This is a genomic window from Rhodococcus opacus, assembly GCF_012396235.1.
Lineage (GTDB): Bacteria > Actinomycetota > Actinomycetes > Mycobacteriales > Mycobacteriaceae > Rhodococcus_F > Rhodococcus_F opacus.
Genome location: NZ_JAAXPA010000005.1, coordinates 27,504 through 49,576, shown reverse-complemented (window position 1 = coordinate 49,576; position 22,073 = coordinate 27,504). Strand labels below are relative to the sequence as shown.

General features: G+C 67.8%; 13 protein-coding genes, 2 pseudogenes and 1 riboswitch. Of the genes and pseudogenes, 7 read left to right on the top strand and 8 right to left on the bottom strand.

Annotated features, from left to right (window positions below; genetic code table 11):
- Nucleotides 1–15 precede the first annotated feature (15 nt).
- On the top strand, nt 16–1,509 hold the full coding sequence (locus tag HGB39_RS07855) for a flavin-containing monooxygenase (RefSeq protein ID WP_064080357.1): 1,494 nt from the start codon (nt 16–18) through the stop codon (nt 1,507–1,509).
- A gap of 21 nt (nt 1,510–1,530) precedes the next feature.
- Here the strand turns inward: HGB39_RS07855 and HGB39_RS07850 are convergent, their stop codons facing one another.
- Nucleotides 1,531–2,583, bottom strand: coding sequence for a YihY/virulence factor BrkB family protein (locus HGB39_RS07850; protein ID WP_005574520.1), 1,053 nt, complete (start codon nt 2,581–2,583; stop codon nt 1,531–1,533).
- A gap of 54 nt (nt 2,584–2,637) precedes the next feature.
- Complete coding sequence (locus HGB39_RS07845; protein ID WP_005574521.1) at nt 2,638–5,079, bottom strand: response regulator; 2,442 nt, start codon at nt 5,077–5,079, stop codon at nt 2,638–2,640.
- 197 nt (nt 5,080–5,276) lie between these two features.
- Between HGB39_RS07845 and HGB39_RS07840 the strand changes: the two genes are divergently transcribed.
- Complete coding sequence (locus tag HGB39_RS07840; protein ID WP_005574522.1) at nt 5,277–6,632, top strand: MFS transporter; 1,356 nt, start codon at nt 5,277–5,279, stop codon at nt 6,630–6,632.
- Nucleotides 6,633–6,701: 69 nt separating this feature from the next.
- Here the strand turns inward: HGB39_RS07840 and HGB39_RS07835 are convergent.
- From HGB39_RS07835 to lipA, 3 genes and pseudogenes are all read right to left on the bottom strand, one after another.
- Nucleotides 6,702–7,586: pseudogene (locus HGB39_RS07835) on the bottom strand (amidohydrolase); the annotation flags it as partial.
- Between the two features lie 146 nt (nt 7,587–7,732).
- On the bottom strand, nt 7,733–9,106 hold the full coding sequence (gene lpdA / locus HGB39_RS07830; protein WP_005574524.1) for a dihydrolipoyl dehydrogenase: 1,374 nt from the start codon (nt 9,104–9,106) through the stop codon (nt 7,733–7,735).
- Between the two features lie 34 nt (nt 9,107–9,140).
- The gene (gene lipA / locus HGB39_RS07825; RefSeq protein ID WP_005256607.1) at nt 9,141–10,088 is read right to left on the bottom strand and encodes a lipoyl synthase; all 948 of its coding nucleotides are present in this window, start codon (nt 10,086–10,088) and stop codon (nt 9,141–9,143) included.
- A gap of 285 nt (nt 10,089–10,373) precedes the next feature.
- A riboswitch (glycine riboswitch) is annotated at nt 10,374–10,465 on the top strand.
- Between the two features lie 122 nt (nt 10,466–10,587).
- On the opposite strand from lipA, the gene gcvP reads away from it, so the two are divergent.
- From gcvP to HGB39_RS07800, 5 genes and pseudogenes are all read left to right on the top strand, one after another.
- Nucleotides 10,588–13,542, top strand: coding sequence for an aminomethyl-transferring glycine dehydrogenase (gene gcvP, locus HGB39_RS07820; RefSeq protein WP_043793892.1), 2,955 nt, complete (start codon nt 10,588–10,590; stop codon nt 13,540–13,542).
- A complete protein-coding gene (gcvT, locus tag HGB39_RS07815) occupies nt 13,539–14,654 on the top strand; it encodes a glycine cleavage system aminomethyltransferase GcvT (protein WP_064080354.1) in 1,116 nt (371 codons plus the stop codon). The genes gcvP and gcvT overlap by 4 nt, the downstream gene beginning before the upstream one ends.
- A gap of 37 nt (nt 14,655–14,691) precedes the next feature.
- Nucleotides 14,692–15,096, top strand: coding sequence for a glycine cleavage system protein GcvH (gcvH, locus tag HGB39_RS07810; RefSeq protein WP_005250549.1), 405 nt, complete (start codon nt 14,692–14,694; stop codon nt 15,094–15,096).
- A pseudogene (gene glyA / locus HGB39_RS07805) lies at nt 15,093–16,360 on the top strand (serine hydroxymethyltransferase). The gene gcvH and the pseudogene glyA overlap by 4 nt, the downstream one beginning before the upstream one ends.
- Nucleotides 16,361–16,363: 3 nt before the next feature.
- Nucleotides 16,364–17,746 carry an L-serine ammonia-lyase gene (locus HGB39_RS07800; protein WP_005574622.1) on the top strand — a complete coding sequence of 461 codons (1,383 nt, stop codon included), beginning with the start codon at nt 16,364–16,366 and terminating at the stop codon, nt 17,744–17,746.
- A gap of 68 nt (nt 17,747–17,814) precedes the next feature.
- On the opposite strand, the gene HGB39_RS07795 is transcribed toward HGB39_RS07800, so the two are convergent.
- The 3 genes from HGB39_RS07795 to HGB39_RS07785 form a co-directional block, all read right to left on the bottom strand.
- Nucleotides 17,815–19,323, bottom strand: a complete 1,509-nt coding sequence (locus HGB39_RS07795; RefSeq protein ID WP_043793979.1) for a carboxyl transferase domain-containing protein — start codon at nt 19,321–19,323, stop codon at nt 17,815–17,817.
- Entirely contained in the window at nt 19,323–20,519 is a 1,197-nt protein-coding gene (locus HGB39_RS07790; protein WP_005574624.1) for a CaiB/BaiF CoA transferase family protein, read from the bottom strand. Before HGB39_RS07790 ends, HGB39_RS07795 begins: the two co-directional genes overlap by 1 nt.
- Before the next feature lie 168 nt (nt 20,520–20,687).
- A complete protein-coding gene (locus tag HGB39_RS07785) occupies nt 20,688–22,052 on the bottom strand; it encodes an SLC13 family permease (RefSeq protein WP_005574625.1) in 1,365 nt (454 codons plus the stop codon).
- Between the last annotated feature and the right edge of the window lie 21 nt (nt 22,053–22,073).

The window sequence follows — 22,073 nt, the reverse complement described above, 5'->3', positions numbered from 1 at the left end:
AGCGAGAGAGTGTTCATGCCACCCACCGATTCCGCCGCCGAGACCACCGGCGCGAAGGCGCCCGTCGAACACGTCGACGTGCTGATCATCGGGGCCGGACTGTCCGGGATCGGTGCCGCGTACCACCTGCAGGACAACTTTCCCCGACGGACCTACGCGATCCTGGAGAGCCGCGAATCGATCGGCGGCACCTGGGACCTGTTCCGCTACCCCGGTATTCGCTCCGACTCCGACATGTACACCCTCGGCTACCGGTTCAAGCCGTGGTCGGGTGAGAAGTCCATCGCCGACGGGCCGTCGATCCTCGAGTACGTCCGCACGACCGCCGCCGAGCACGGGATCGACCGGAACATCCGGTTCCAGCACAAGGTCGTTCGTGCCGAGTGGTCGACCCCGGACGCCCAGTGGACGGTCGACGCCGAGCGCACCGATACCGGCGAGACGGTCCGGTTCACCGCCAACTTCCTGATGTCCTGCAGCGGCTACTACCGCTACGACGAGGGCTACACCCCCGAGTTCCCGGGCCTCGACCGGTTCGCCGGGCAGGTCGTGCACCCGCAGAAGTGGCCCGAGGACCTCGACTACGCGGGTAAGCGGGTGGTCATCATCGGCAGTGGGGCCACCGCCGTGACGCTGGCGCCGTCGATGGCCGCCGAGGCCGCGCACGTGACTATGTTGCAGCGCTCGCCCACCTACATCATCTCGATGCCGGCCAAGGACAAGCTGGCGAACCGGCTCCGCCGGCACCTTCCCGCCAAACTCGCCTACGGCCTCACCCGCCTGAAGAACGCTTCGGTCGCAACGGCGATCTACCAACTGTGCCAGCGCTATCCGGACTTCATGAAGGGGCGCATCCGGCAGATGCAGGAGAAGTGGCTGCCGAAGGGCTACGACATCGACACCCACTTCACGCCCCGGTACAACCCGTGGGATCAGCGACTGTGCCTCGTGCCCAACGGGGATCTGTTCCGGTCCATCCGGAACGACGAGGTGTCGATCGTGACCGACCACATCGACACCTTCACCGAAACCGGTATCACGCTGAAGTCCGGTGAGGAATTGCACGCCGATGTCGTCGTCACCGCGACCGGCCTGAACCTGCTCGCGTTCGGCGGAACGACGCTCGCCGTCGACGGCCGCGACATCGACCTCGCCGACACCATGGCGTACAAGGGAATGATGCTCAGCGGGGTGCCCAACTTCGCGTTCGTCATCGGGTACACCAACGCGTCCTGGACGCTCAAGGCCGACCTGGTGTGCGAGTACGTCTGCCGTCTGCTCGCGCACATGGACGCGAACGGGTTCGCCCAGTGTGCCCCGGCGCGTGACAGTTCGGTCGAGGAGGAGCCGTTCCTCGACTTCGCCGCCGGCTACGTCCTGCGGTCGGTGGAGTCGTTCCCGAAGCAGGGGTCCGAAGCGCCGTGGCGGCTGCGGATGAACTACTTCCGCGACCTTCTGACATTGAGGCACGGCAAGGTCGTGGACGACGCGATGGCGTTCCGCCCGTGAGTACTTATTAACCGCGGGAGGTTAACAAGTACTCACGGGCCCGTCGCCCTCGGTCTCACGTAGGGCCCTGCCCTCCTGCACGTACTGCTCGTACTTCTCGGCGTTCTTGTCGGAGACCCGCGTGTCGCGAGGCGGCAATTGCAGTTCGTCCTCGGCCGGAATGCCGGCCTGCAATTCGCGTCCGCGTTCGAGTTCGGCATCCAGTTCGGCGCCGAAGAGCAATGCCAGATTGGTGATCCAGAGCCACAGCAGGAACACGATCACGCCGGCCAGGGAGCCGTACGTCTTGTTGTAGCTGCCGAAGTTGGCGACGTACAGACCGAACAGGACCGACGCCAGGATCCACGTCACGATGGCGAGGAACGCGCCGGCGCTGACCCAGCGGAACTTCGGTTGCTTCACGTTGGGCGTGACGTAATAGAGGATGGCCACGGCGACCACGACGACGCCGAGGACGAACGGCCAGCGGGCGATGTTCCAGACGGTCAGGGCGGTGTCGCCGAATCCGATCGCGTCACCCACCGAGCGTGCGACGGGGCCGCTCAGCGCGAGCATTGCCGCAGCGGCGGCCACCAGGACCAGACCGACGATGGTAACGGCCAGCATCAGTGGCCGGAGCTTCCACACGGGACGCCCCTCCTCGACTTCGTACATGCGGTTCATGGCGCGTCCGAACGCCCCGATGTAGCCGGACGCCGACCACACCGCACCCAACAGGCCGAGGACCAGTGCCATGCCCGCGGTCGGAGTCTCGACCAACTGCGCGATGGGGTCACGCAACGTGTCCACGGCGGAGGACGGCCCGAGGTCGTCGACCATCTGCAGGACCGCATCGGTGGTGCGCTGCCCCTGACCGAACACTCCCAGCAACGAGACCAGCGCCAGCAGCGCAGGGAAGAGCGAGAGGACCGCGTAATACGTCAGTGCGGCGGCCAGGTCGGTGCACTGATCGCGCGTGAATTCGTGCGCCGTCTTCCTGATGACGTACCACCAGGAAGGTTTCGTCAGGTCCACGGGCGAATCCGGCTTCCGCGGATCGTCGGGGTCCGGTTCGGCGTGCTGATCGTCGTACATCGGTGACGCCTACCCGGAACCCGGCTCGCGGAAACTGTGGCCTTTCCTTCGGCTCTACTCGCGATCGGTGCCTGCGGTGAAGTTCGCGACGACCTCCGCCGCGATGTCCCGAAGTTTGACGTTGCGATTCTGCGAATAGGACGCGAGCCTGTCGAAGGCGGTGTCGGCGTCGCACTGGAACGCGGCCATGGTCAGCCCGACAGCTTGGCTGAGGGTGGTGCGGGTATCCAGTGCCGTGCGCAGATGTGTCGACTCGAGCTCACTGTCCGTGATCAGAGTTTCACGAAGCCAGGACATTTCGAGATGAACACGTACCCGCGCGACGAGCTCGCTCGGCTGGAAGGGCTTGACGATGTAGTCGTCGGCTCCCTGGTTCAGCCCGTCGACGGTCGACTCCGTTCCCGCGCGGGCGGTGAGCAGAATGACCGGCAGCCGCGCCGTCGATTGCTCCGACCGCAGCTCGCGAAGGAAGTCAATGCCGTCGCGACCGGGAAGCATGACGTCGCTGAGCACGAGATTCGGTGTGCGGGCGGCGACATGCTTCAGCGCGGACTCCACGTCGGCGACGGCGTCAACGTCCCATCCCTGCTCCTGCAGCAATCGGGTGAGGTACGCCCGCAGGTCCGGGCGATCTTCGACGAGCAGGATGCGGTGGCCGTCCGCTCCGCGTTCGTTCGAACCGTCGACCTCGACGGACGGTTCCCGCCGTTCGACATCGCCGAAGGACGTTACCGCGCCGATGGGCCAGTCGTCTGCCCGCGGGGTCGCGCCGTCCGGTGCCGGGATCCGCGGTACGCGGACGGTGAAGGTGCTGCCCCGGCCCGGGGCGCTGTCGAGGTCGACGGAACCGCCGAGCGCCGCGGCGAGATCGGACACCAGGGAAAGCCCGATGCCGACGCCCCCACCGCTGCCCGACCCGCCGGCCTCGACGCGATGGAACCTGTCGAATACGCGTTCCCGTTCTTCGGCGGGAATCCCCACACCCGTGTCGGTCACGCTCAGCACCAACTGGCCGGCGTCCTGGCGGAGCGCTACGGACACGGAGCCGGACCGGGTGTACTTGACCGCGTTCGACACGAGATTCAGCACGATCTTCACCCACATCTCGCGGTCCAATTCGACCAGGCCGGAGGCTTCGTCGAGATCGGTTCGGAGCGCGAGTCCCGCCTGCGCGGCGGCGGAATCGAACATGCTCACGCAGTCGGCCGTCAATTGGCCGATATCGGTCGGCTCCGTGTGTGGCAGAAGCTGGCCGGCTTCCGCCTTGGACAGATCGAGAAGGCCGTCGACGAGCTGCTGCAGCCGGACCGCCGCACGATAAGCGGCCGCGATCGCTTCGCGCCGATCTGCGGGAGACTCGTCCTCGGACTGCTCGCGCACAGTCTCGAGGGGTCCGAGCAACAGGGTCAGCGGGGTACGGAACTCGTGACTGACGTTCTGGAAGAACCGCGTCTTCGCAGCGTCGAGTTCCGCCAGTGCAGCGGCGCGGTCCCGCTCGAACTCGTAGGCCAGGGCGTCCGTGACCAGGGTCGACACCTTCGCCGTGACCAGCTCGACGAAGCCCCGATACGCGTCGTCGAAGGCGCGATACGGACTGATCCCGAGCACCAGCACACCTACCGGCTCCGCGTGACCCGTCACGATCAACGGGCACAGCCTCACCTCTGTCACCGCCTTCGACCCGGCAGGCTCGAACGCCACGCCCGACGCCCGGACACGGTGGCGGGTGACGTCGGTCGCCGGGATCCGGGCGGGCCTGAACTCGCCGTCGTCGTCCACCCCGGCAGCACCGACGAGCACGAGGTCCTCGGGCTCGTCGTCACCCGTGCCGCCGACGACCTCGCGGCGAAGATGGATCGCGGCCAGCGGAACGTCCTGTCCGTTGTCGCCGAGTACCCGCACGACCGCACGACAGGCATCGACGAGCGGATCGTCGCCGCCTGCGGTGGAGACCGTGCCCAGTTGCCGCAGAGTCTCGAGTCGGCGCTCGCCGAGCACGGTCGCGGTCACATCGGTCGTCGCCACGAAGATCCCGGCGACGTTCCCGTCCTCGTCCTGCACCGGACTGTAGGAGAACGTCCAGTAAGTCTCCTCGAGGTACCCGTGCCGCAGCAGGTACAGCGGCTGATTCTCCGTGTAGGTCGCTGCGCCGCCCGACATCACCTGCTCGGCGAGCGGTCCGACCTCGTCCCAGATCTCCGCCCAGCACTGCGCCCCGGGTTCACCGATCGCCGCGGGGTACTTGGCACCGAGGACCCGGGTGTACGCGTCGTTGAAGATCTGCACGAGCTCAGGCCCCCACCAGAGCAGCATCGGGACCTCGGAGGGCAGCACGGTCCGTACTGCCGCCCGCAGTTCGACAGACCAGGTCTCGACCGGGCCCAGCGGCGTGGCCGCCCAATCGGTGCGGCGTAGCCGCTCCCGTGTCTCGCCCGGCCCGGCGAACAATCGATCCGCCGACCAGGAGTTACCGAAACCCGAGCCAGTCACATCCATGGACCTTTCGCCCACTGCCGGTCGCCCGGTCCCCATCCAGTTGTCATCACTGGAATGATCACCCAGCACCGCATCCCACCGCCACTTCTGTATTCCGACATTCGGAAGTGAAGTTGGAAACGAGTGACCTCTCCGCCACGGTAGGTGAGTCGTGAGCCATATCACAGCCCACCTCCGAGGAAGAGCAGGTTCCGAGCATGCAATTCGACCTACGCGAACGCATCGACAGCAGCCCGATGACGCGCTACCAATGGGGCGCCATCGCCATCTGCGGTCTACTCAACGTGCTCGACGGCTTCGACGTCCTCGTCATGGCGTTCACCGCACAGTCGGTGTCGCAGGAGTGGGATCTGTCCGGCTCCGTCGTCGGCTTGTTGCTCAGCGCCGGACTGTTCGGCATGGCCGCGGGATCGCTGTTCCTGGCACCGTGGGCTGACACCATCGGCCGCCGCGCCATGATCCTGCTGTGCCTGGCACTCGCGTCGACGGGCATGCTGCTGTCGGCGGTCAGCCAGAACGCGATGCAACTCGGCCTGCTCCGCGCCCTCACCGGCGTCGGCATCGGCGGAATCCTCGCCAGCAGCAACGTCATCGCCAGTGAGTACGCGTCGAACCGCTGGCGCGGGCTCGCGGTGAGTCTCAATTCCACCGGTTACGCCGTCGGCGCCACCCTCGGCGGAATCATCGCCGTCGTCCTGCAGAACTCACTCGGCTGGCGTTCGGTGTTCCTGTTCGGTGGACTGTGCACGGCGGCGATCATCCCCGTCGTCTACGCCCGGCTCCCCGAATCGATCGACTTCCTGCTCGTCCGGCGACCGGCCAACGCCCTCGACCGGATCAACGCCTTCGCCCAGCGGGTCGGTCAGCCGCGACTCGACGAGCTGCCCGCACCGCGTGCCGCCGCCACCGCCGACGCCGGATTCGCGATGCGCGTCCTGCTGTCCCCGCAGCGCCGCCGCAGCACACTCCTGGTGTGGTTCGCGTTCTTCATGGCGATGTTCGGCTTCTACTTCGTCACCAGCTGGACCCCGAAACTGCTGGTCGAGGCGGGTATGTCCGCGAACCAGGGCGTCACCGGCGGAGTGCTCCTCAACCTCGGCGGCATCTTCGGCGCCACCCTGCTCGGGGCGCTGTCCGCACGTTTCGCGCTGAAGCGTGTGCTCATCGCCTACATGGCGATCGCGGGCGTACTGCTCGTCGTTTTCGTGCCCGCCACCGCGTCCATCGTCATCGCGTTCGGGCTCGGCGCCCTGATCGGCGTCTTCGCCAACGGCTGCATCGCCGGGCTGTACGCGATCACGCCGTCGGTCTACTCACCGGCCGTTCGGGCCACCGGCGTCGGCTGGGGCATCGGCATCGGCCGCGTCGGCGCCATCGCGTCCCCGATCGTCGCGGGCGCCCTCCTCGACCGCGACTGGTCGCCCACCCAGCTGTACATCCTCGTCGCCGCGTCCTTCGTCCTCGCCGGACTCGCCGTGTCGAGACTGCGATTCGAGAAGACCGGCGTGGACACCGGGGACGCCACCGCGGACGCACCGCTGCCTACCCACTGAGGCGGCTCCGCCACCCGTGTGCCTTTCTGGTTGCCGGAACAACCAGAAAGGCGCACGGGCCCGGAGGGCCTAGAGCCCGACCTTCGACAGGATCGCCGTCATCGCCGTCTGGACGCCGGTGGACAGGGTGGGCTCCGCGACGGGGGCGAAGAACGGTGAGTGGTTCACCGGCACAGGCTTTCCGCTCTCGAGGGTCTCCGCGGTGTGGCCACCGAACATCCAGAACACCGACGACACGCCGATCACCTCGGCGAGCAGACCGAAGTCCTCCGAACCCATCATCGGGGACGACGGCGTGACGTTGTTCTCGCCCAGCACCTTCTGGAGTTCGGCGACGAGTTCTGCGGTGGCATCGGGATCGTTGTAGTTGCGCGGGAACGTGTACAGCTCCTCGATCAGCGGCTTCGGCGCCCCGGATGCGGCGGCCTCGGCGTAGATGATGCGGCGCAGCGCGGCGTTGACCTGCTCGCGCACCTCGGGGTCGAGGGTGCGCACGTTGATCGTGAACTCGGCCCGGTCCGCGATGATGTTTTCCTTCAACCCCGCGTGGAACGTGGCGACCGTGACCACCGCCGGCTTCAGGGGGTGCACTTCGCGGGACACGATGGCCTGGATGCGGTTGATCATGTTGACACCCTGGATGATCGGGTCGATCGAATCCTGGGGCTGGGAGCCGTGCGACCCCTGGCCGTAGACGGTGACCTTCAGCGAATCGGCCATGGCCATCGCGTCGCCACTCGTGACGTGCACGGTGCCGGCCAGCATCGGCCCGACGTGCTGCCCGAAGATGATCTCCGGCTTGGGTGCCCGGTCCCACAGACCGTCCTCGACCATCGCCTTCGCCCCGGCCGCCGTTTCCTCGCCCGGCTGGAAGAGGAACACGATCGTTCCCGCCCACGCCTCCCGCGCACCGGCGAGCAGTTCGGCGACGGTGAGGAGGGTGGCGACGTGCGTGTCGTGGCCGCAGCGGCAGCGCGACCACCGTGGCCCGGGGCTGCTTCATCGACACGAGGCGGAAATCGCCAGTGCGCGTTCGCATACCGAACACCCCATGTGAGTGGCAAAGCGTGCGCCAGCACACTTTGCCACTCACATGGGGGTCAGCCGTGGACGTGGAGTGGTTTGCCGGCCACTGCCATCAGCGCCTCACCGAGCGCCTCGCCCTGGGTGGGGTGGGCGTGCACGAACTTCGCCGCCTGCGCGGCGTCGACCTCGAAGTTGTAGAGCAGCTGCGCCTCACCGATCAGCTCACCGACTCGGTCGCCGACCATGTGCACGCCGACCACGACCCCGGTCGGCGCCACCACGAGTTTGACCGCCCCCGACGTCTTCAGGATCTGGCTCTTGCCGTTGCCGGCGAGGTCGTAGGTGACGGTCTCGACGTTCTCGCCGAACTTCTCCCGGGCCGCGGTCTCGGTCAACCCGACGGACGCGACCTCGGGGTGGGAGTAGGTGACACGAGGGATGCCGGTCTCGTCGATGACGTCCGGACGGAGCCCGGCGATTTCCTCGGCCACGAAGATGCCCTGTTGGAACCCGCGGTGGGCCAGCTGGAGCCCGGGGACGATGTCGCCGACCGCGAAGACGTTCGGCACCGTGGTGCGCAGTCGATCACTGGTCACCACGAAGCCCTTGTCGAGCATCACTCCGGTCTCCTCGTACCCCATGGACGCGGTGTTGGGTCCGCGCCCCACCGCGACCAGCAGGACGTCGGCGTCGAGTATGTCGCCGGAGCCGAGGGTGACCGACACTGCGTCCGCGTCCTGCGTCACCTCCGTCACCCGCACACCTGTCTTCGCGGTGATCTTGCGGCGACGGAATGCCCGCTCGAGGTACTTGGAGATCGTCTCGTCCTCGTTCGGCACCAGCCGTGGAGTCGCCTCGACGATCGTCACCGACGCACCGAACGACGCCCAGACACTGGCGAATTCGACGCCGATGACGCCACCGCCGAGAATGATCGCCTTCTTCGGGACCGACGGCAACACGAGCGCCTGGTCGCTGGTGACGACCCGGCCACCGATGCCGATGCCGGGCAGCGTTTTCGGCGACGACCCCGTTGCCAGGACGACGGCGCCGCCCGTGATCAACTCGTCGTCGACCTCCACTCCGTTGGGTCCGACCAACCGTCCGCGGCCGTTGACGACGGTGATGCCGTACGAGTCGACGAGGCCCTGCAGTCCCTTGTGCAGGCGGGTGACGATCGTGTTCTGGTAGCTCAGCACCTTCTCGAGGTCGACACCGTCGAACGTGACGTCGATACCGAACTGCGAGGCCGTGCGGGCACTGTCGGCGACTTCGGCGGAGTGCAGCAGCGCCTTGGTCGGTATGCAGCCCTGATGCAGGCACGTGCCGCCGAGTTCGTTCTCTTCGACGAGAATGACCGAACGGCCCAGTTCGGCCGAGCGGATGGCGGCCGCGTAGCCGCCGGAACCGCCGCCGAGGACGACGACATCTGCAGATCGGTGGGACATGGGAACTCCTTGCTGGAACGGAAGAGAATGGGGTTCAGTGAATTGCGGTCGCGGCTACGGCCTCTGCGTGGAGGCGGCCGGCCCGGTAGGAGGAGCGCACGAGCGGACCGGACAGGACGCCGAGGAATCCGATCTCGCGGGCGATCCCGTCGAGCATGACGAACTCGTCCGGCGTCGCCCACCGCGCCACCGGGTGATGCCGGGCCGACGGCCGGAGATACTGCGTGATGGTGATCAACTGGCAGCCGGCGGTGTGCAGGTCCCGGAGGGCATGGATCACCTCGTCGGTGGTCTCCCCCATCCCGAGGATCAGGTTCGACTTGGTGATCAGGCCGTCCTCCCGAGCCCGCGTGATCACCTCGAGGGACCGCTCGTACGTGAAGGCAGGGCGGATACGACGGAAGATCCGGGGAACGGTCTCCACATTGTGTGCGAGTACTTCCGGGCGGGTGTCGAACACCTCGCGTAGTTGCGCGGCGTCGGCATTGAAATCGGGGATCAGCAGTTCGACGCCGGTGCCCGGGCACAGTTCGTGAATCTGCCGGACCGTCTCGGCGTACAGCCAGGCGCCGCCGTCCGGCAGATCGTCACGGGCCACGCCGGTGACGGTGGCGTACCGCAGGCCCATGGTCTGCACCGACTCCGCGACCCTCCTGGGTTCGCCCCGATCGAGTGCGGCGGGGCGGCCTGTGTCGATCTGGCAGAAGTCGCACCGCCGGGTGCACTGGCTTCCGCCGATGAGGAACGTCGCCTCACGGTCCTCCCAGCATTCGAAGATGTTGGGACATCCCGCTTCTTGACACACGGTGTGCAGGTTCTCACGGTCGACGAGGGCGGCGAGGTCCCGGTATTCGGGGCCCGTCCGCATCTGCACCTTCATCCACGACGGTTTGCGTTCGACCGGGGTCTGAGCGTTGCGGACTTCGAGGCGGAGCAGCCGGCGGCCATCCGCAGCGACGTGGGGTGACTCAGGCGCAGTCATGTGAGGAACTCCTAGTACCGGTCGAAACCGGTCGGTATGCGACGTCCGTGCCGGGCGGTGGACAGCGCGGCACCGGGGAAGGGTGAGCGGGGAGAGCGAGCACACATCGACAACCGTTGCGGCTGCGGGCATCTAGGCTCTCATCTCTCGGCGTGTGCGGTCACGTCCGAGCGAAGATGCATCGAGGATGCCAAATGACGAGGACTTTTGGCAAGACCGTCGGTCCGAGGAGACAAACCCGCGGCGTCTGTGTACTGTTTGGCCAATCACAACTGAAGACGCCGTTGACGCGCAGCGGGAGAACCTCCGTTTCGGAGGCGCCGTAGGAGCAACTTCCTCCCCGGGAATCTCTCAGGCCCCAGTACCGCAGCGCAGAGGCAACTCTGGAGAAAGAATCGGCCGTATGGCCGGAACTTACCGAAGGTGAAGAGCACGCCGCAGTTGCGGTGCGCCCAAACTCTCAGGTTTCAGGACAGAGCGGGGAGGTGCCCCCTTGTCGATGTCCGGTGCGGTCCGGACTCAACGAAACCGGAGTCACCTCGTGCCAGCAGAACCCCGCACCGCCGCCCCCGGCGTGCCCCTCACCAGCGACTTTCCGTCCCGCCACATCGGTCCTGACGCCTCCTCGTCGCGGCGGATGCTCGACGCCCTCGGTTACGACGCCCTCGCGAACCTGATCGACAGCGCGGTGCCGGACCAGATCCGCAGCTCACAGCCCTTGAATCTGCCCGCGGCAAGGTCCGAGCAGCAGGTGCTCGCCGACCTGCGGGCACTGTCGGAGCGCAACGAGACCCGCGTCCAGATGATCGGTCTCGGATACTCCGACACCATCACGCCCGCGGTGTTGCGACGGAACATGCTCGAGTCCCCCGCCTGGTACACCGCCTACACCCCGTACCAGCCGGAGATCTCCCAGGGCCGGCTGGAGGCGCTGCTGACGTTCCAGACCGTCATCGAGGATCTCACCGCCCTGCCCCTGGCCGGCGCGTCGCTGCTCGACGAGGCCACCGCCGTGATGGAGGCGGTGCTGCTGATGCGGCGCGCGAACAAGTCGAAGTCCGCCACCAACCGCGTCGTCCTCGACGCGGACTGCCTGCCGCAGACACTGGCCGTCGTCCGGGGACGAGCGAAGGCGGTGGGAATCGAGGTGGTGGTCGCGGAACTGTCCGGGGAACTGCCGGACGGTGACATGTTCGGGGTGGTCTTCCAGGCGCCCGGTGCGAGCGGCGCGGTGCGCGACCTCGCTCCGATGATCGCCGCGGCGAAGGCGCGCGGCGCGCTGACCACGGTCGCGGCGGACCTGCTGTCGCTGACGATCCTGACGCCGCCCGGCGAGCAGGGTGCCGACATCGCGGTCGGGTCGGCGCAGCGATTTGGTGTGCCGCTGTTCTTCGGCGGACCGCACGCCGGCTACATGGCCGTGCGCGGCGGACTCGAGCGCATGCTGCCCGGCCGCCTCGTCGGAGTGTCCGTCGACGTCGACGGGAAGACGGCCTACCGGCTGGCACTGCAGACCCGCGAACAGCACATCCGGCGTGACAAGGCGACCAGCAACATCTGCACGGCGCAGGCGCTGCTCGCCAACGTCGCCGCGATGTACGCCGCCTACCACGGGCCGGAAGGGTTGCGCGCCATCGCGAACCGGGTGCGCGCCCACGCGACGACCATCGCCGGAAGCCTGCGCGCGGCCGGTCACACGATCGTGCACGACAGCTTCTTCGACACGGTTCTCGTGCGGGTGCCCGCGGGCGCCGGGGCGATCGTGGAGTCGGCCGATCGGGACGGCATCAACCTCCGTCTCGTCGACGCCGATCACGTCGCGATCGCCTGTGACGAGTGCACCACCGACGACATCGTCCGGCGGGTGGTCGCCGTGTTCGGTGCGCAGCCGACGACCGTCGCGGTGCGCGAACTGCCGTCGGCACTCGCCAGGACGTCGAACTACCTGCAGCACACCGCGTTCCACGATCACCGCTCGGAAACCGCGATGCTCCGCTTCCTGCGCGCGCTGTCCGACAAGGACCTCGCTCTCGACCGCACCATGATCCCGCTCGGATCGTGCACGATGAAACTCAACTCCGCTGTCGAGATGGAACCCATCGGCTGGCCCGGGTTCGCGTCCATCCACCCGTACGCCCCGGTCGCGCAGACGGCCGGCTACCTCGAGCTCGTCGCCGACCTGGAGCGCTGGCTCGGCGAGATCACCGGCTACGACCGGGTGTCGTTGCAGCCCAACGCCGGATCCCAGGGCGAGCTGGCCGGGCTGCTCGCGATCCACGGCTATCACGAATCCCGCGGCGACTTCGGACGCAACGTCTGCCTCATCCCCCAGTCCGCGCATGGCACGAACGCCGCATCCGCGGTTCTCGCGGGCATGAAGGTCGTCGTCGTCGCGACCGCGGAGAACGGCAACATCGACTTGGGCGACCTGCGCGCGAAGATCGCGGCGCACGAGGGCGCGGTGGCCGCGATCATGTTGACCTACCCGTCCACGCACGGCGTGTACGAGAACGACGTGCGGACGGTCTGCGATCTGGTGCACGAGGCCGGCGGCCAGGTGTACGTCGACGGCGCCAACCTCAACGCTCTCGTCGGTCTCGCGCAGCCCGGCAAGTTCGGCGGCGACGTCTCACACCTGAACCTGCACAAGACGTTCTGCATCCCGCACGGCGGCGGCGGTCCCGGTGTGGGACCCGTCGCGGTGCGCGAGCATCTGGCGCCGTTCCTGCCCGGTAATCCGCTGGGCGGCGACGACCTCGGCACCCCGGTGTCGGCCGCCAATTACGGATCGGCCGGCATCCTGCCCATCACCTGGGCGTACATCGCACTCATGGGACCCGACGGGCTGACGAGCGCCACCGAAACCGCGGTGCTCGCAGCCAATTACGTCGCCAGGTCACTGGATCAGCACTTCCCCGTCCTGTACACGGGACCGTCCGGTCTGGTGGCACACGAGTGCATCCTCGACCTCCGGCCGGTCACCAAGGCGACCGGCGTCACCGCAGAGGATGTCGCAAAGCGATTGATCGACTACGGCTTCCACGCGCCCACCCTGTCGTTCCCCGTCAACGGCACGCTGATGGTGGAACCGACCGAGTCCGAGGATCTGGCCGAACTCGACCGCTTCATCGAGGCGATGATCTCGATCCGCCGGGAGATCGACCTGGTCGGTGACGGTGTGTGGCCGCTCGAGCGCAGCCCGCTGCGTCAGGCCCCGCACACCGCCGAACAGGTGACTGCGGACGAATGGGACCTGCCCTACCCGCGTCACCTGGCCGCCTACCCCGTCGCGTCGCTTCGCGCCGCCAAGTACTGGCCCCCGGTGCGTCGCATCGACGGCGTCCACGGCGACCGCAACCTCGTCTGCTCGTGCCCCGCGCCCGAGGCCTTCGAGAACCCCACCGACATCGACGCTTCGGCCATCGCCGAGACCCCCGAGGAGGCCTTCGCATGACCCTCACCACGACGCCCGCGTCCCCGCTGCTCGGCGAGCACGGCGCGCTGGGAGCCCATTTCACCGACTTCGCGGGCTGGCAGATGCCGCTGAAGTACGACAGCGAACTCGCCGAACACCACGCCGTCCGCAAGACCGCCGGACTGTTCGACCTCTCGCACATGGGCGAGATCGCGGTCACCGGGCCCGAGTCCGGAGCTGTCTTGGATTACGCTCTGGCCGGCGAACTCTCGAAGATCGGCGTCGGCCGGGCCAAGTACTCCCTCCTGTGCAACGCGGACGGCGGGGTCATCGACGATCTGGTCGTCTACCGTCTCGCCAACGAGCATTTCCTCGTGGTCGCCAACGCGGCCAACGCGCCGACGGTGTACCGCGAACTCGCGGCGCGCGTCGAGGGCTTCTCCGCCAAGGTCGACGACCAATCCTCGGAGACCGCCCTGATCGCGGTGCAGGGACCGGCCGCCCAGGACGTCGTGCAGTCCCTCGTTCCCGCCGAGCAGGTCGAGACGGTGGCGGAGTTGAAGTACTACGCCGTCACGCGCGCGGTGGTCGCCGGCATCGACGTCCTCCTCGCCCGCACCGGGTACACCGGGGAGGACGGCTTCGAGCTGTACGTGCCGAACGAGCTGTCCGTGCCGTTGTGGCGCGCATTGCTCGACGCCACCACGGCCCGCGGCGGCGTCCCCGCCGGCCTCGCGTGCCGCGACACCCTCCGACTCGAGGCCGGAATGGCGCTGTACGGCCAAGAACTGACCCTCGGCACGAATCCGTACGAGGCCGGGCTCGGCAAGGTGGTCCGGCTGAACAAGGAGTTCGTCGGCCGCGATGCCCTGCAGACGTTGTCGGAGCAGGCCCCGCAGCGGGTGCTCGTCGGCCTCGCCGGAAGCGGGCGCCGGGCGGCCCGCGCCGAGTACACCGTGTTGGACGCGGCCGGCGAGTCGGCGGTCGGCATCATCACGTCCGGGGCGTTGTCTCCGACGCTCGGGCATCCGATCGCGCTCGCGTTCGTGGACGTCGCGTTCCGCGAACCCGGCACCGAACTCACCGTGGACATCCGCGGCAAGAAGGAGCCGTTCGTGGTCACGCCGTCGCCGTTCTACCGCCGCTCCTGAGCCGTTCCCACCCACTTCAGCCCTGAAAGGGTCACACATGTCTTCGCACGCCTTCCCTGACGACCGCAGCTACACCGACGACCACGAGTGGGTCCTGATCGAGCCGGGCGCCACGCTCCCCGACGAACCGGTCCGGGTCGGCATCACGTCGGTCGCCGTCAACTCGCTCGGCGAACTCGTCTTCGTCGACCTGCCGGAGGTCGGTGCGACCATCGTCGCCGGCGAATCGTGCGGCGAGGTCGAGTCGACCAAGACCGTGTCCGAGCTGTATCCGCCGGTGAGTGGCCGGGTCACCCTGATCAACACCGCCGCCGTCGACGACCCGGGACTGGTCACCTCCGACCCCTACGGGGAGGGCTGGCTGTTCGCCGTCCAGCCGTCCGCCGCCGGCGAGCTCCTCACCGCCGCCGAGTACGCGGAGAAGAACGGGGTGCAGGCATGAGCGTCCTGAACCGCGACCTCGCGGATTTCGACCCGGACGTCGCCGCACTCATCGGCAAGGAACTCGAGCGTCAGCGCACCGGCCTCGAGATGATCGCGTCGGAGAACCACGCACCGCTTTCGGTGATGCAGGCGCAGGGTTCCGTGCTGACCAACAAGTACGCCGAGGGGTACCCCGGACGCCGCTACTACGGCGGATGCGAGCACGTCGACTCCATCGAGCAGCTCGCCATCGACCGCGTCAAGGCCCTCTTCGCCACCGAATACGCCAACGTGCAACCGCATTCGGGCGCCACCGCGAACGCGTCGGTGATGCATGCGCTGATCAAACCGGGCGACACGATCCTCGGACTGTCCCTCGCGGACGGCGGCCACCTCACGCACGGCATGCGCCTCAACTTCTCCGGCAAGCTCTACAACGTCGCCGCGTACGGGGTGTCCGAGCAGGACTACCTCATCGACATGGACGAGGTGGCGAAGGCGGCACGCGAGCACCGGCCGCAACTGATCATCGCCGGCTGGTCGGCCTACCCCCGGCACCTGGACTTCGCCCGCTTCCGGGAGATCGCCGACGAAGTCGGCGCGTACCTGATGGTCGACATGGCCCACTTCGCAGGCCTGGTCGCCACCGGGTTCCACCCGTCTCCCGTCCCGCACGCGCACGTCGTCACGTCGACGACGCACAAGACGCTGGGCGGACCCCGCGGCGGCATCATCCTGACCAACGACGCGGCCATCGCGAAGAAGATCAACTCCGCGGTGTTCCCCGGCCAGCAGGGCGGCCCATTGGAACACGTGATCGCGGGCAAGGCAACGGCATTCAAGATGGCGGCCGAACCCGAATTCGCGGAGCGTCAGGAGCGCTGCCTGGACGGTGCGAAGTTCCTCGCCGAACGGCTCAGCGGACCCGATGTCAAGGAAGCCGGAATCAGCGTCCTCACCGGCGGCACGGACGTGCACCTCGTCCTCGTCGACCTGCGGGATGCCGCCATCGACGGGCAGCAGGCCGAGGACCGCCTCGACGCGATCGGAATACCGTCAACCGCAACGCCGTCCCGTTCGATCCACGGCCGCCGATGGTGACGTCCGGTCTGCGCATCGGCACACCGGCACTCGCCGCCCGCGGCTTCGGCAGGGACGACTTCGTGTCGGTCGCCGACCTGATCGCCCAGGCCCTCGTCGCGCCCGCCGACGCGGACACGTCCGGGTTGGCCGCCCAGGTCCGGGTGCTCGCGGACAAGTACCCCCTCTACCCGGGCCTGTAACTCGTGACGATCAGTGTGTTCGACCTGTTCTCGGTCGGTATCGGACCGTCGAGTTCGCATACCGTCGGCCCGATGCGGGCGGCGGGCACGTTCGTCGACGACCTCGACACACTCGGCGTTCTCGGGGACGTCGCCGGTGTCCGTGTCGATCTGTACGGATCGCTCGCGGCCACCGGCGCCGGCCACGGCACGATGTCGGCGATCCTCCTCGGTCTCGAGGGGTACCGACCGGAGACCATCGCCACCGAGGAGATGGAGACGCGGCTCGCAGCGGTGCGGGCGAGTCGGCGGATCCGCCTCGGCGGGACGGTCGACATTCCGCTCGCCGAGGACGAGATGGTGTTGCACCCGTTGACGGTTCTGGACTTTCACCCCAACGGCATGACCCTCACCGCGACTAGCGTCACCGGTCGTGAACTGCACGCGCAGACGTACTATTCGATCGGCGGCGGATTCGTCGTCACCGACACCGAACCGGAGGTGTCCGTCGCCGCCGGCGCGAATTCGCTGTCGTTCGGGTCCGCGCGTGAACTGCTCGCCCTCAGCGAGCACTACGGTCTCACGATCAGCGAGGTCATGCTCGAGCACGAACGCGCCCTCCGGCCCGAGCCGGAGGTCCGGGCGCGGCTCCTGCACATCCGCGACGTGATGGTCGAGTGTCAGCGACGCGGAATCGGCCGGGACGGGTATCTGCCCGGAAGTCTGCGGGTGCGCCGACGCGCCCGCGGCTGGTACGAGCGGCTGAACGTGGAGGATCCCGGTCGTGATCCCGCGTTCGCCGAGGACTGGGTGAACCTGGTGGCGCTCGCCGTCAACGAGGAGAACGCGTCCGGTGGACGGATCGTCACCGCCCCCACCAACGGGGCGGCCGGCATCATCCCGGCGGTGTTGCACTACGCGCTGCACTACACCCCCGCCGGGAAGGCCGACCCGAACGGAACAACGGTGCGATTCCTGTTGGCGGCCGGCGCAATCGGATCCCTGTACAAGGAACGGGCCTCGATCTCCGGGGCCGAGGTGGGCTGTCAGGGCGAGGTGGGTTCCGCGGCGTCCATGGCCGCTGCCGGGCTCGCCGAGATCCTCGGCGGCAGCCCGGAGCAGGTGGAGAACTCGGCGGAGATCGCGATGGAACACAGTCTCGGTCTGACGTGTGATCCCATCGGCGGCCTGGTGCAGATTCCGTGCATCGAGCGCAACGCCATCTCGGCGGGCAAGGCGATCAACGCCGCCCGGATGGCGCTGCGCGGCGACGGCACGCACCGAGTCAGTCTGGATCAGGTGATCGAGACGATGCGGGCCACCGGCGCCGACATGAGCTCGAAGTACAAGGAGACGTCCACCGGCGGTCTCGCCGTGAACGTGTCGGTGAATCTCGTCGAATGCTGACGCAAGTCCTCGAGGACCAGTGAATGGACGCGGCGCCGGGGATCCGATCGGGATCCCCGGCGCCGCGGTCATGCGTGTGCGGGCTGCAACAGACCGATCCGGTCGAATCGCTCCGCACGGTCGGAGAGTCGCTGGGTGGTGTCTGCCGCATCGAGGAGCGACAGCTCGCGGTGGAGCACCGCACCCACCCGGGTGCAGAACGCCGTGGATTCTTCTGCCGCATCGGGGAATTCGGGGATTACCTCGTCCACGATGCCGGTCGCAAGGAGATCGGACGACCGGATTCCCTGGCGGGCGGCCATGTCCGGCGCGTGCGCGATGTCGTGGTGCAGGATCGCGCTCGCACCTTCGGGTGGCAGGGGCGACAGCCAGCCGTGCTGGGCCGCGAGCACCCGATCGGCCGGGATCAACGCGAGCGCGCCGCCACCGGTGCCCTGCCCGAGCAGCAGAGAGATGGTGGGGACGTCGAGCGAGACCATGTCGGCGATGCAGCGGGCGATCTCACCGGCCAGACCGCCTTCCTCCGCCTCCTTCGACAATGCCGCGCCCGCGGTGTCGATGACCGTCACCAACGGCAGGTTCAGTTCCGCCGCCAGCCGCATTCCCCGGCGGGCCTCCCGCAGCGCGCCCGGGCCGAGCGGCGACCGCGTGGTCTGCCCTCGACGGTCCTGTCCGAGTAGGACGCACGGCATGTCACCGAACCGGACGAGAGCGAGGATCAAACCCGGATCGACCTCACCCTGACCGGTTCCGTTGAGCGGAAGAACATCCGACGCGGAGTGGAACATCACCTCACGCACACCCGGCCGGTCCTCGCGGCGCGAGGCGACCACCGAATCCCAGGCGGGGACGTCCGGCAGACTCTCGTGCACGGGGGCGTCCGCGAGCGACGGCCGGCCACCACGGCCGGAGGTGATGATGCGCAGCGCGCGGTCGACGATCTCGGCGAGTTGGTCCGGCGGCCGCACCGCGTCGATGAGTCCGTGCGCGTGGAGGTTCTCGGCGGTCTGGACGCCCGCCGGGAACGGCGACTCGTACAGCGCCTCGAACACGCGCGGTCCGAGGAAGCCGACGAGCGCTCCCGGTTCAGCGATGGTGACGTGCCCCAGCGACCCCCAGGATGCGAAGACACCGCCGGTCGTGGGGCTCCGCAGGTAGACGAGATACGGCAGGTGCGCCTCCTTGTGCTTGATCACCGCCGCCGTGATTTTGACCATCTGCAGGAACGCGGTCGTTCCCTCCTGCATTCGCGTGCCACCCGACGTGGGCAGGGCGAGCAGCGGAAGGCGTTCGCGCGTGGCGCGCCGGATCCCGGCGACCAGACGCTCGCCTGCGGCAACGCCGATGGAGCCGCCCAGAAAGCCGAATTCGCAGACGAGGATTGCCGTTCGGCGGCCGCGGATGGTGGCCACCCCGGTCAGCACCGCCTCGTCGAGGCCGGTCTTCTCCTGTGCGCGAAGAAGTTCGTCGGCGTACTCGGAGTCCGCCGCGACCTGGATCGGAGGCGTGTCCCACGATTCCCAGGTGCCGGCGTCGACCACGAGGTCGAGCAGTTCGGGAGCGGTCAGGCGAGCCATCAGCTGCACTCTTTCAGCCACGACAACACGGTGTCGTTGTCCGCGCCGAGCACCGGCGGTGCGGTGTGCCGGGTCTCGGTCACCTCGGTGCCGTCCGGTTCGAAGAACCGCAGGGGCGGGCCGGGCAGCGTGATGTTGCCGAGTGTGCGGTGGTCGACGTCGACGAGCAGTCCCTGCGACTTGGTCTGCTCCCATTCGTAGACTTCGGAGATCGTCCGGACGCGTCCGGCGGGCACCCCGATGCGGTCGAGTTCGATGAGAAGTTCGTCGCTGGTGTACGCGCCGAACGCATCCTCGACCAGTTCCAGGACCTGCTTGTGGTTCTCGACGCGTTCGGGATTCGTGGCCATTCCGGGGGTGTCCGGATCGAGGTGGAAGCCCGCGCAGAACCGCTTCCACAGTCCTTCGCTGCCGACGGAGATCTGGACGGCGCCGTCGGCGGTGCGGAACAGCCCGTAGGGCGAGATCGAGGGATGGTGGTTGCCCTGCGCCTCGCCGACCTCGCCGGCGACGGTCCACTTCGTCCCCTGGAAGGCGTGCACGCCGACGACGCTGGCCAGCAACGACGTTCGCACGACGCGGCCCCGTCCGGTGCGCTCACGTTCCTGCAGGGCGGCGACGACGCCGAACGCCCCGTACATGCCGGCGAGCAGGTCCGCGATGGGCACTCCGACGCGCTGGACGTCGTCGGGATTGGGGCCGGTCAGCGACATCAGCCCGGCCTCGCCCTGCGCGATCTGGTCGTACCCCGCGCGTCCGCCTTCGGGTCCGTCGTGACCGAATCCGCTGATGGACAGGACGACCAGGCGCGGGTTCAGCTCCGCGAGCCGTTCGGTGGTGAATCCCAGGCGGTCGAGGACGCCGGTGCGGAAGTTCTCCATGAGGACGTCGGCGCGCCGGACGAGGGATTCGAGGGTGGCCCGTCCGTCGTCGGCCTTGAGGTCGAGGGTGATCGACTTCTTGTTCCGATTCGCGGACAGGAAGTACGTCGATTCCCGCTCTGCGTCCGCCGGCTCCACGAAGGGCGGCCCCCATCCGCGGGTGTCGTCGCCGCCGTGCGGGGTCTCGATCTTGATGACGTCGGCGCCGAGGTCGCCGAGCATCATCGCGGCGTGGGGGCCCGCAAGTGCGCGGGTCAGATCGACGACGACCACTCCTTGCAGCGGACCTGTGCGCTCCATCGTGTTCGTGGACATGTGAAACCACCCGTTACTTCCTGGCGAGAGCCGCGAGAGCTGGACTGTTGGTGCAGTGACCTAGTGGACTAGCCAATTAAATGAAACATTTGATCCGACCGATGTCAAGAGGTTGAGAATCGACGCAAGGACGCGGGGAGGCGGGCCGGGTCGCCTCCCCGCCGACCGTCAGAGCCAGCCGGGCACCACGAGAATCGCCCAGGCCACGAGTGGCCCGATGGCGACGACGAGGGCGCTGTACTTCAGGATCTGCTTGTAGAAGCGGTCTCGATCGACATTCTGTGCGTTCGCGAGGACCAGCGCTCCGTTGGTCGAGAACGGACTGACGTCCACGATGGTCGAGGAGATGGCGAGCGCGACGATGACTCCCACCGCGCCCACCTCACCGGCGAGGAGGAACGGGACGGCGAGCGGAATGGTCGCTCCCAGAATCGCCGTGGACGACGCGAACGCCGAGACGATGGCCCCGATGTAGCAGAGCAGCAGGGCGACGAGAAGCGGCATCCCCAGGCTCGCGACCGCGTTTCCGACGTACTCGACGGTGCCCGCCTCCTGCAGGACCCCCACGAAGGTGAGCACGCCGCCGATGAGCAGAACCGTCGACCAGCTGATCTGCGCGATCGCACCCTTCTGCGCCTTCGGCGAGGCGAGCGCCAGGATGACGGCCACCGTCATCGAGATGAATCCCACGTCCAGGTCGAGGATCAGCGAGAACACGGCGAGCGCGGCGAGACCGACCAGAGTGAGGGCCTGATCGAATGTGACTCCGGAGCGTGCGGGTGCGCCCGCGAGGGTCGCTGTCGGGCGCACCTTGGTCGCGGTGGCCCCTCCCGATCCCGAGTCGCCTCCGGTCGCGGGCACTCCTCCGCCCGACCCACCGGCGCCGCTTCCTCCCGTGTCCCCGGCGGCGTCGTCGTGCACGCTGCGCCCGATCAGGTCCCGTCCGCCCAGGAAGACGAATAGCAGTACCCCGATAGCGGCGTTGAACAGGAGGCTTCCGAGGAACAGAGTGAGCGGGCTGTTGGTCAATCCCGCCTTGGACGCGATGTCGTTGACCGTGACGCCGTAGATGCTGATCGGCGAGAACCCGCCTGCCTGCGCCCCGTGGACGACCATCATGCCCATCAGGAGGGCGTTGATCTTGTAGCGGGCGGCGAAGCCGAGAGCGATCGGCGCGACGATCGCGACGGCGGCGGGGCCGAGCGCGCCGATAGCGGTGAGTACCGCCGTGATCCCGAACATCACCCAGGGGATCAGCGCGACACGTCCGCGGACCAGCCGGACCGCCCCGCGGACCATGAGGTCGACGGTCCCGTTGTTCTGGGCGATCGCGAAGAGGTAAGTGATGCCGACCAGCGTCAGGAACAGGCTGCTGGGGAATCCGGCGATGATGTCGTCGCTGCTCATGTGCAGTGACAGGGTTCCGACGAAGAAGGCGGCAACGAAGCCGAGAGCGCCCATGTTCACGGGCAGCACGGTCGCCGCCAGGAACATGACAGCGAGCGCAAGTATGGGAATCAACTCGGTCGACATGAAAAGTCTCCGGTTCTGTGG

Coding starts and splice junctions, on each gene's coding strand:
- HGB39_RS07855 (WP_064080357.1), top strand. CDS start 16: ATGCCACCCACCGATTCCGCCGCCGAGACCACCGGCGCGAAGGCGCCC.
- HGB39_RS07850 (WP_005574520.1), bottom strand. CDS start 2,583: ATGTACGACGATCAGCACGCCGAACCGGACCCCGACGATCCGCGGAAG.
- HGB39_RS07845 (WP_005574521.1), bottom strand. CDS start 5,079: ATGGATGTGACTGGCTCGGGTTTCGGTAACTCCTGGTCGGCGGATCGA.
- HGB39_RS07840 (WP_005574522.1), top strand. CDS start 5,277: ATGCAATTCGACCTACGCGAACGCATCGACAGCAGCCCGATGACGCGC.
- lpdA (WP_005574524.1), bottom strand. CDS start 9,106: ATGTCCCACCGATCTGCAGATGTCGTCGTCCTCGGCGGCGGTTCCGGC.
- lipA (WP_005256607.1), bottom strand. CDS start 10,088: ATGACTGCGCCTGAGTCACCCCACGTCGCTGCGGATGGCCGCCGGCTG.
- gcvP (WP_043793892.1), top strand. CDS start 10,588: ATGTCCGGTGCGGTCCGGACTCAACGAAACCGGAGTCACCTCGTGCCA.
- gcvT (WP_064080354.1), top strand. CDS start 13,539: ATGACCCTCACCACGACGCCCGCGTCCCCGCTGCTCGGCGAGCACGGC.
- gcvH (WP_005250549.1), top strand. CDS start 14,692: ATGTCTTCGCACGCCTTCCCTGACGACCGCAGCTACACCGACGACCAC.
- HGB39_RS07795 (WP_043793979.1), bottom strand. CDS start 19,323: ATGGCTCGCCTGACCGCTCCCGAACTGCTCGACCTCGTGGTCGACGCC.
- HGB39_RS07790 (WP_005574624.1), bottom strand. CDS start 20,519: ATGTCCACGAACACGATGGAGCGCACAGGTCCGCTGCAAGGAGTGGTC.
- HGB39_RS07785 (WP_005574625.1), bottom strand. CDS start 22,052: ATGTCGACCGAGTTGATTCCCATACTTGCGCTCGCTGTCATGTTCCTG.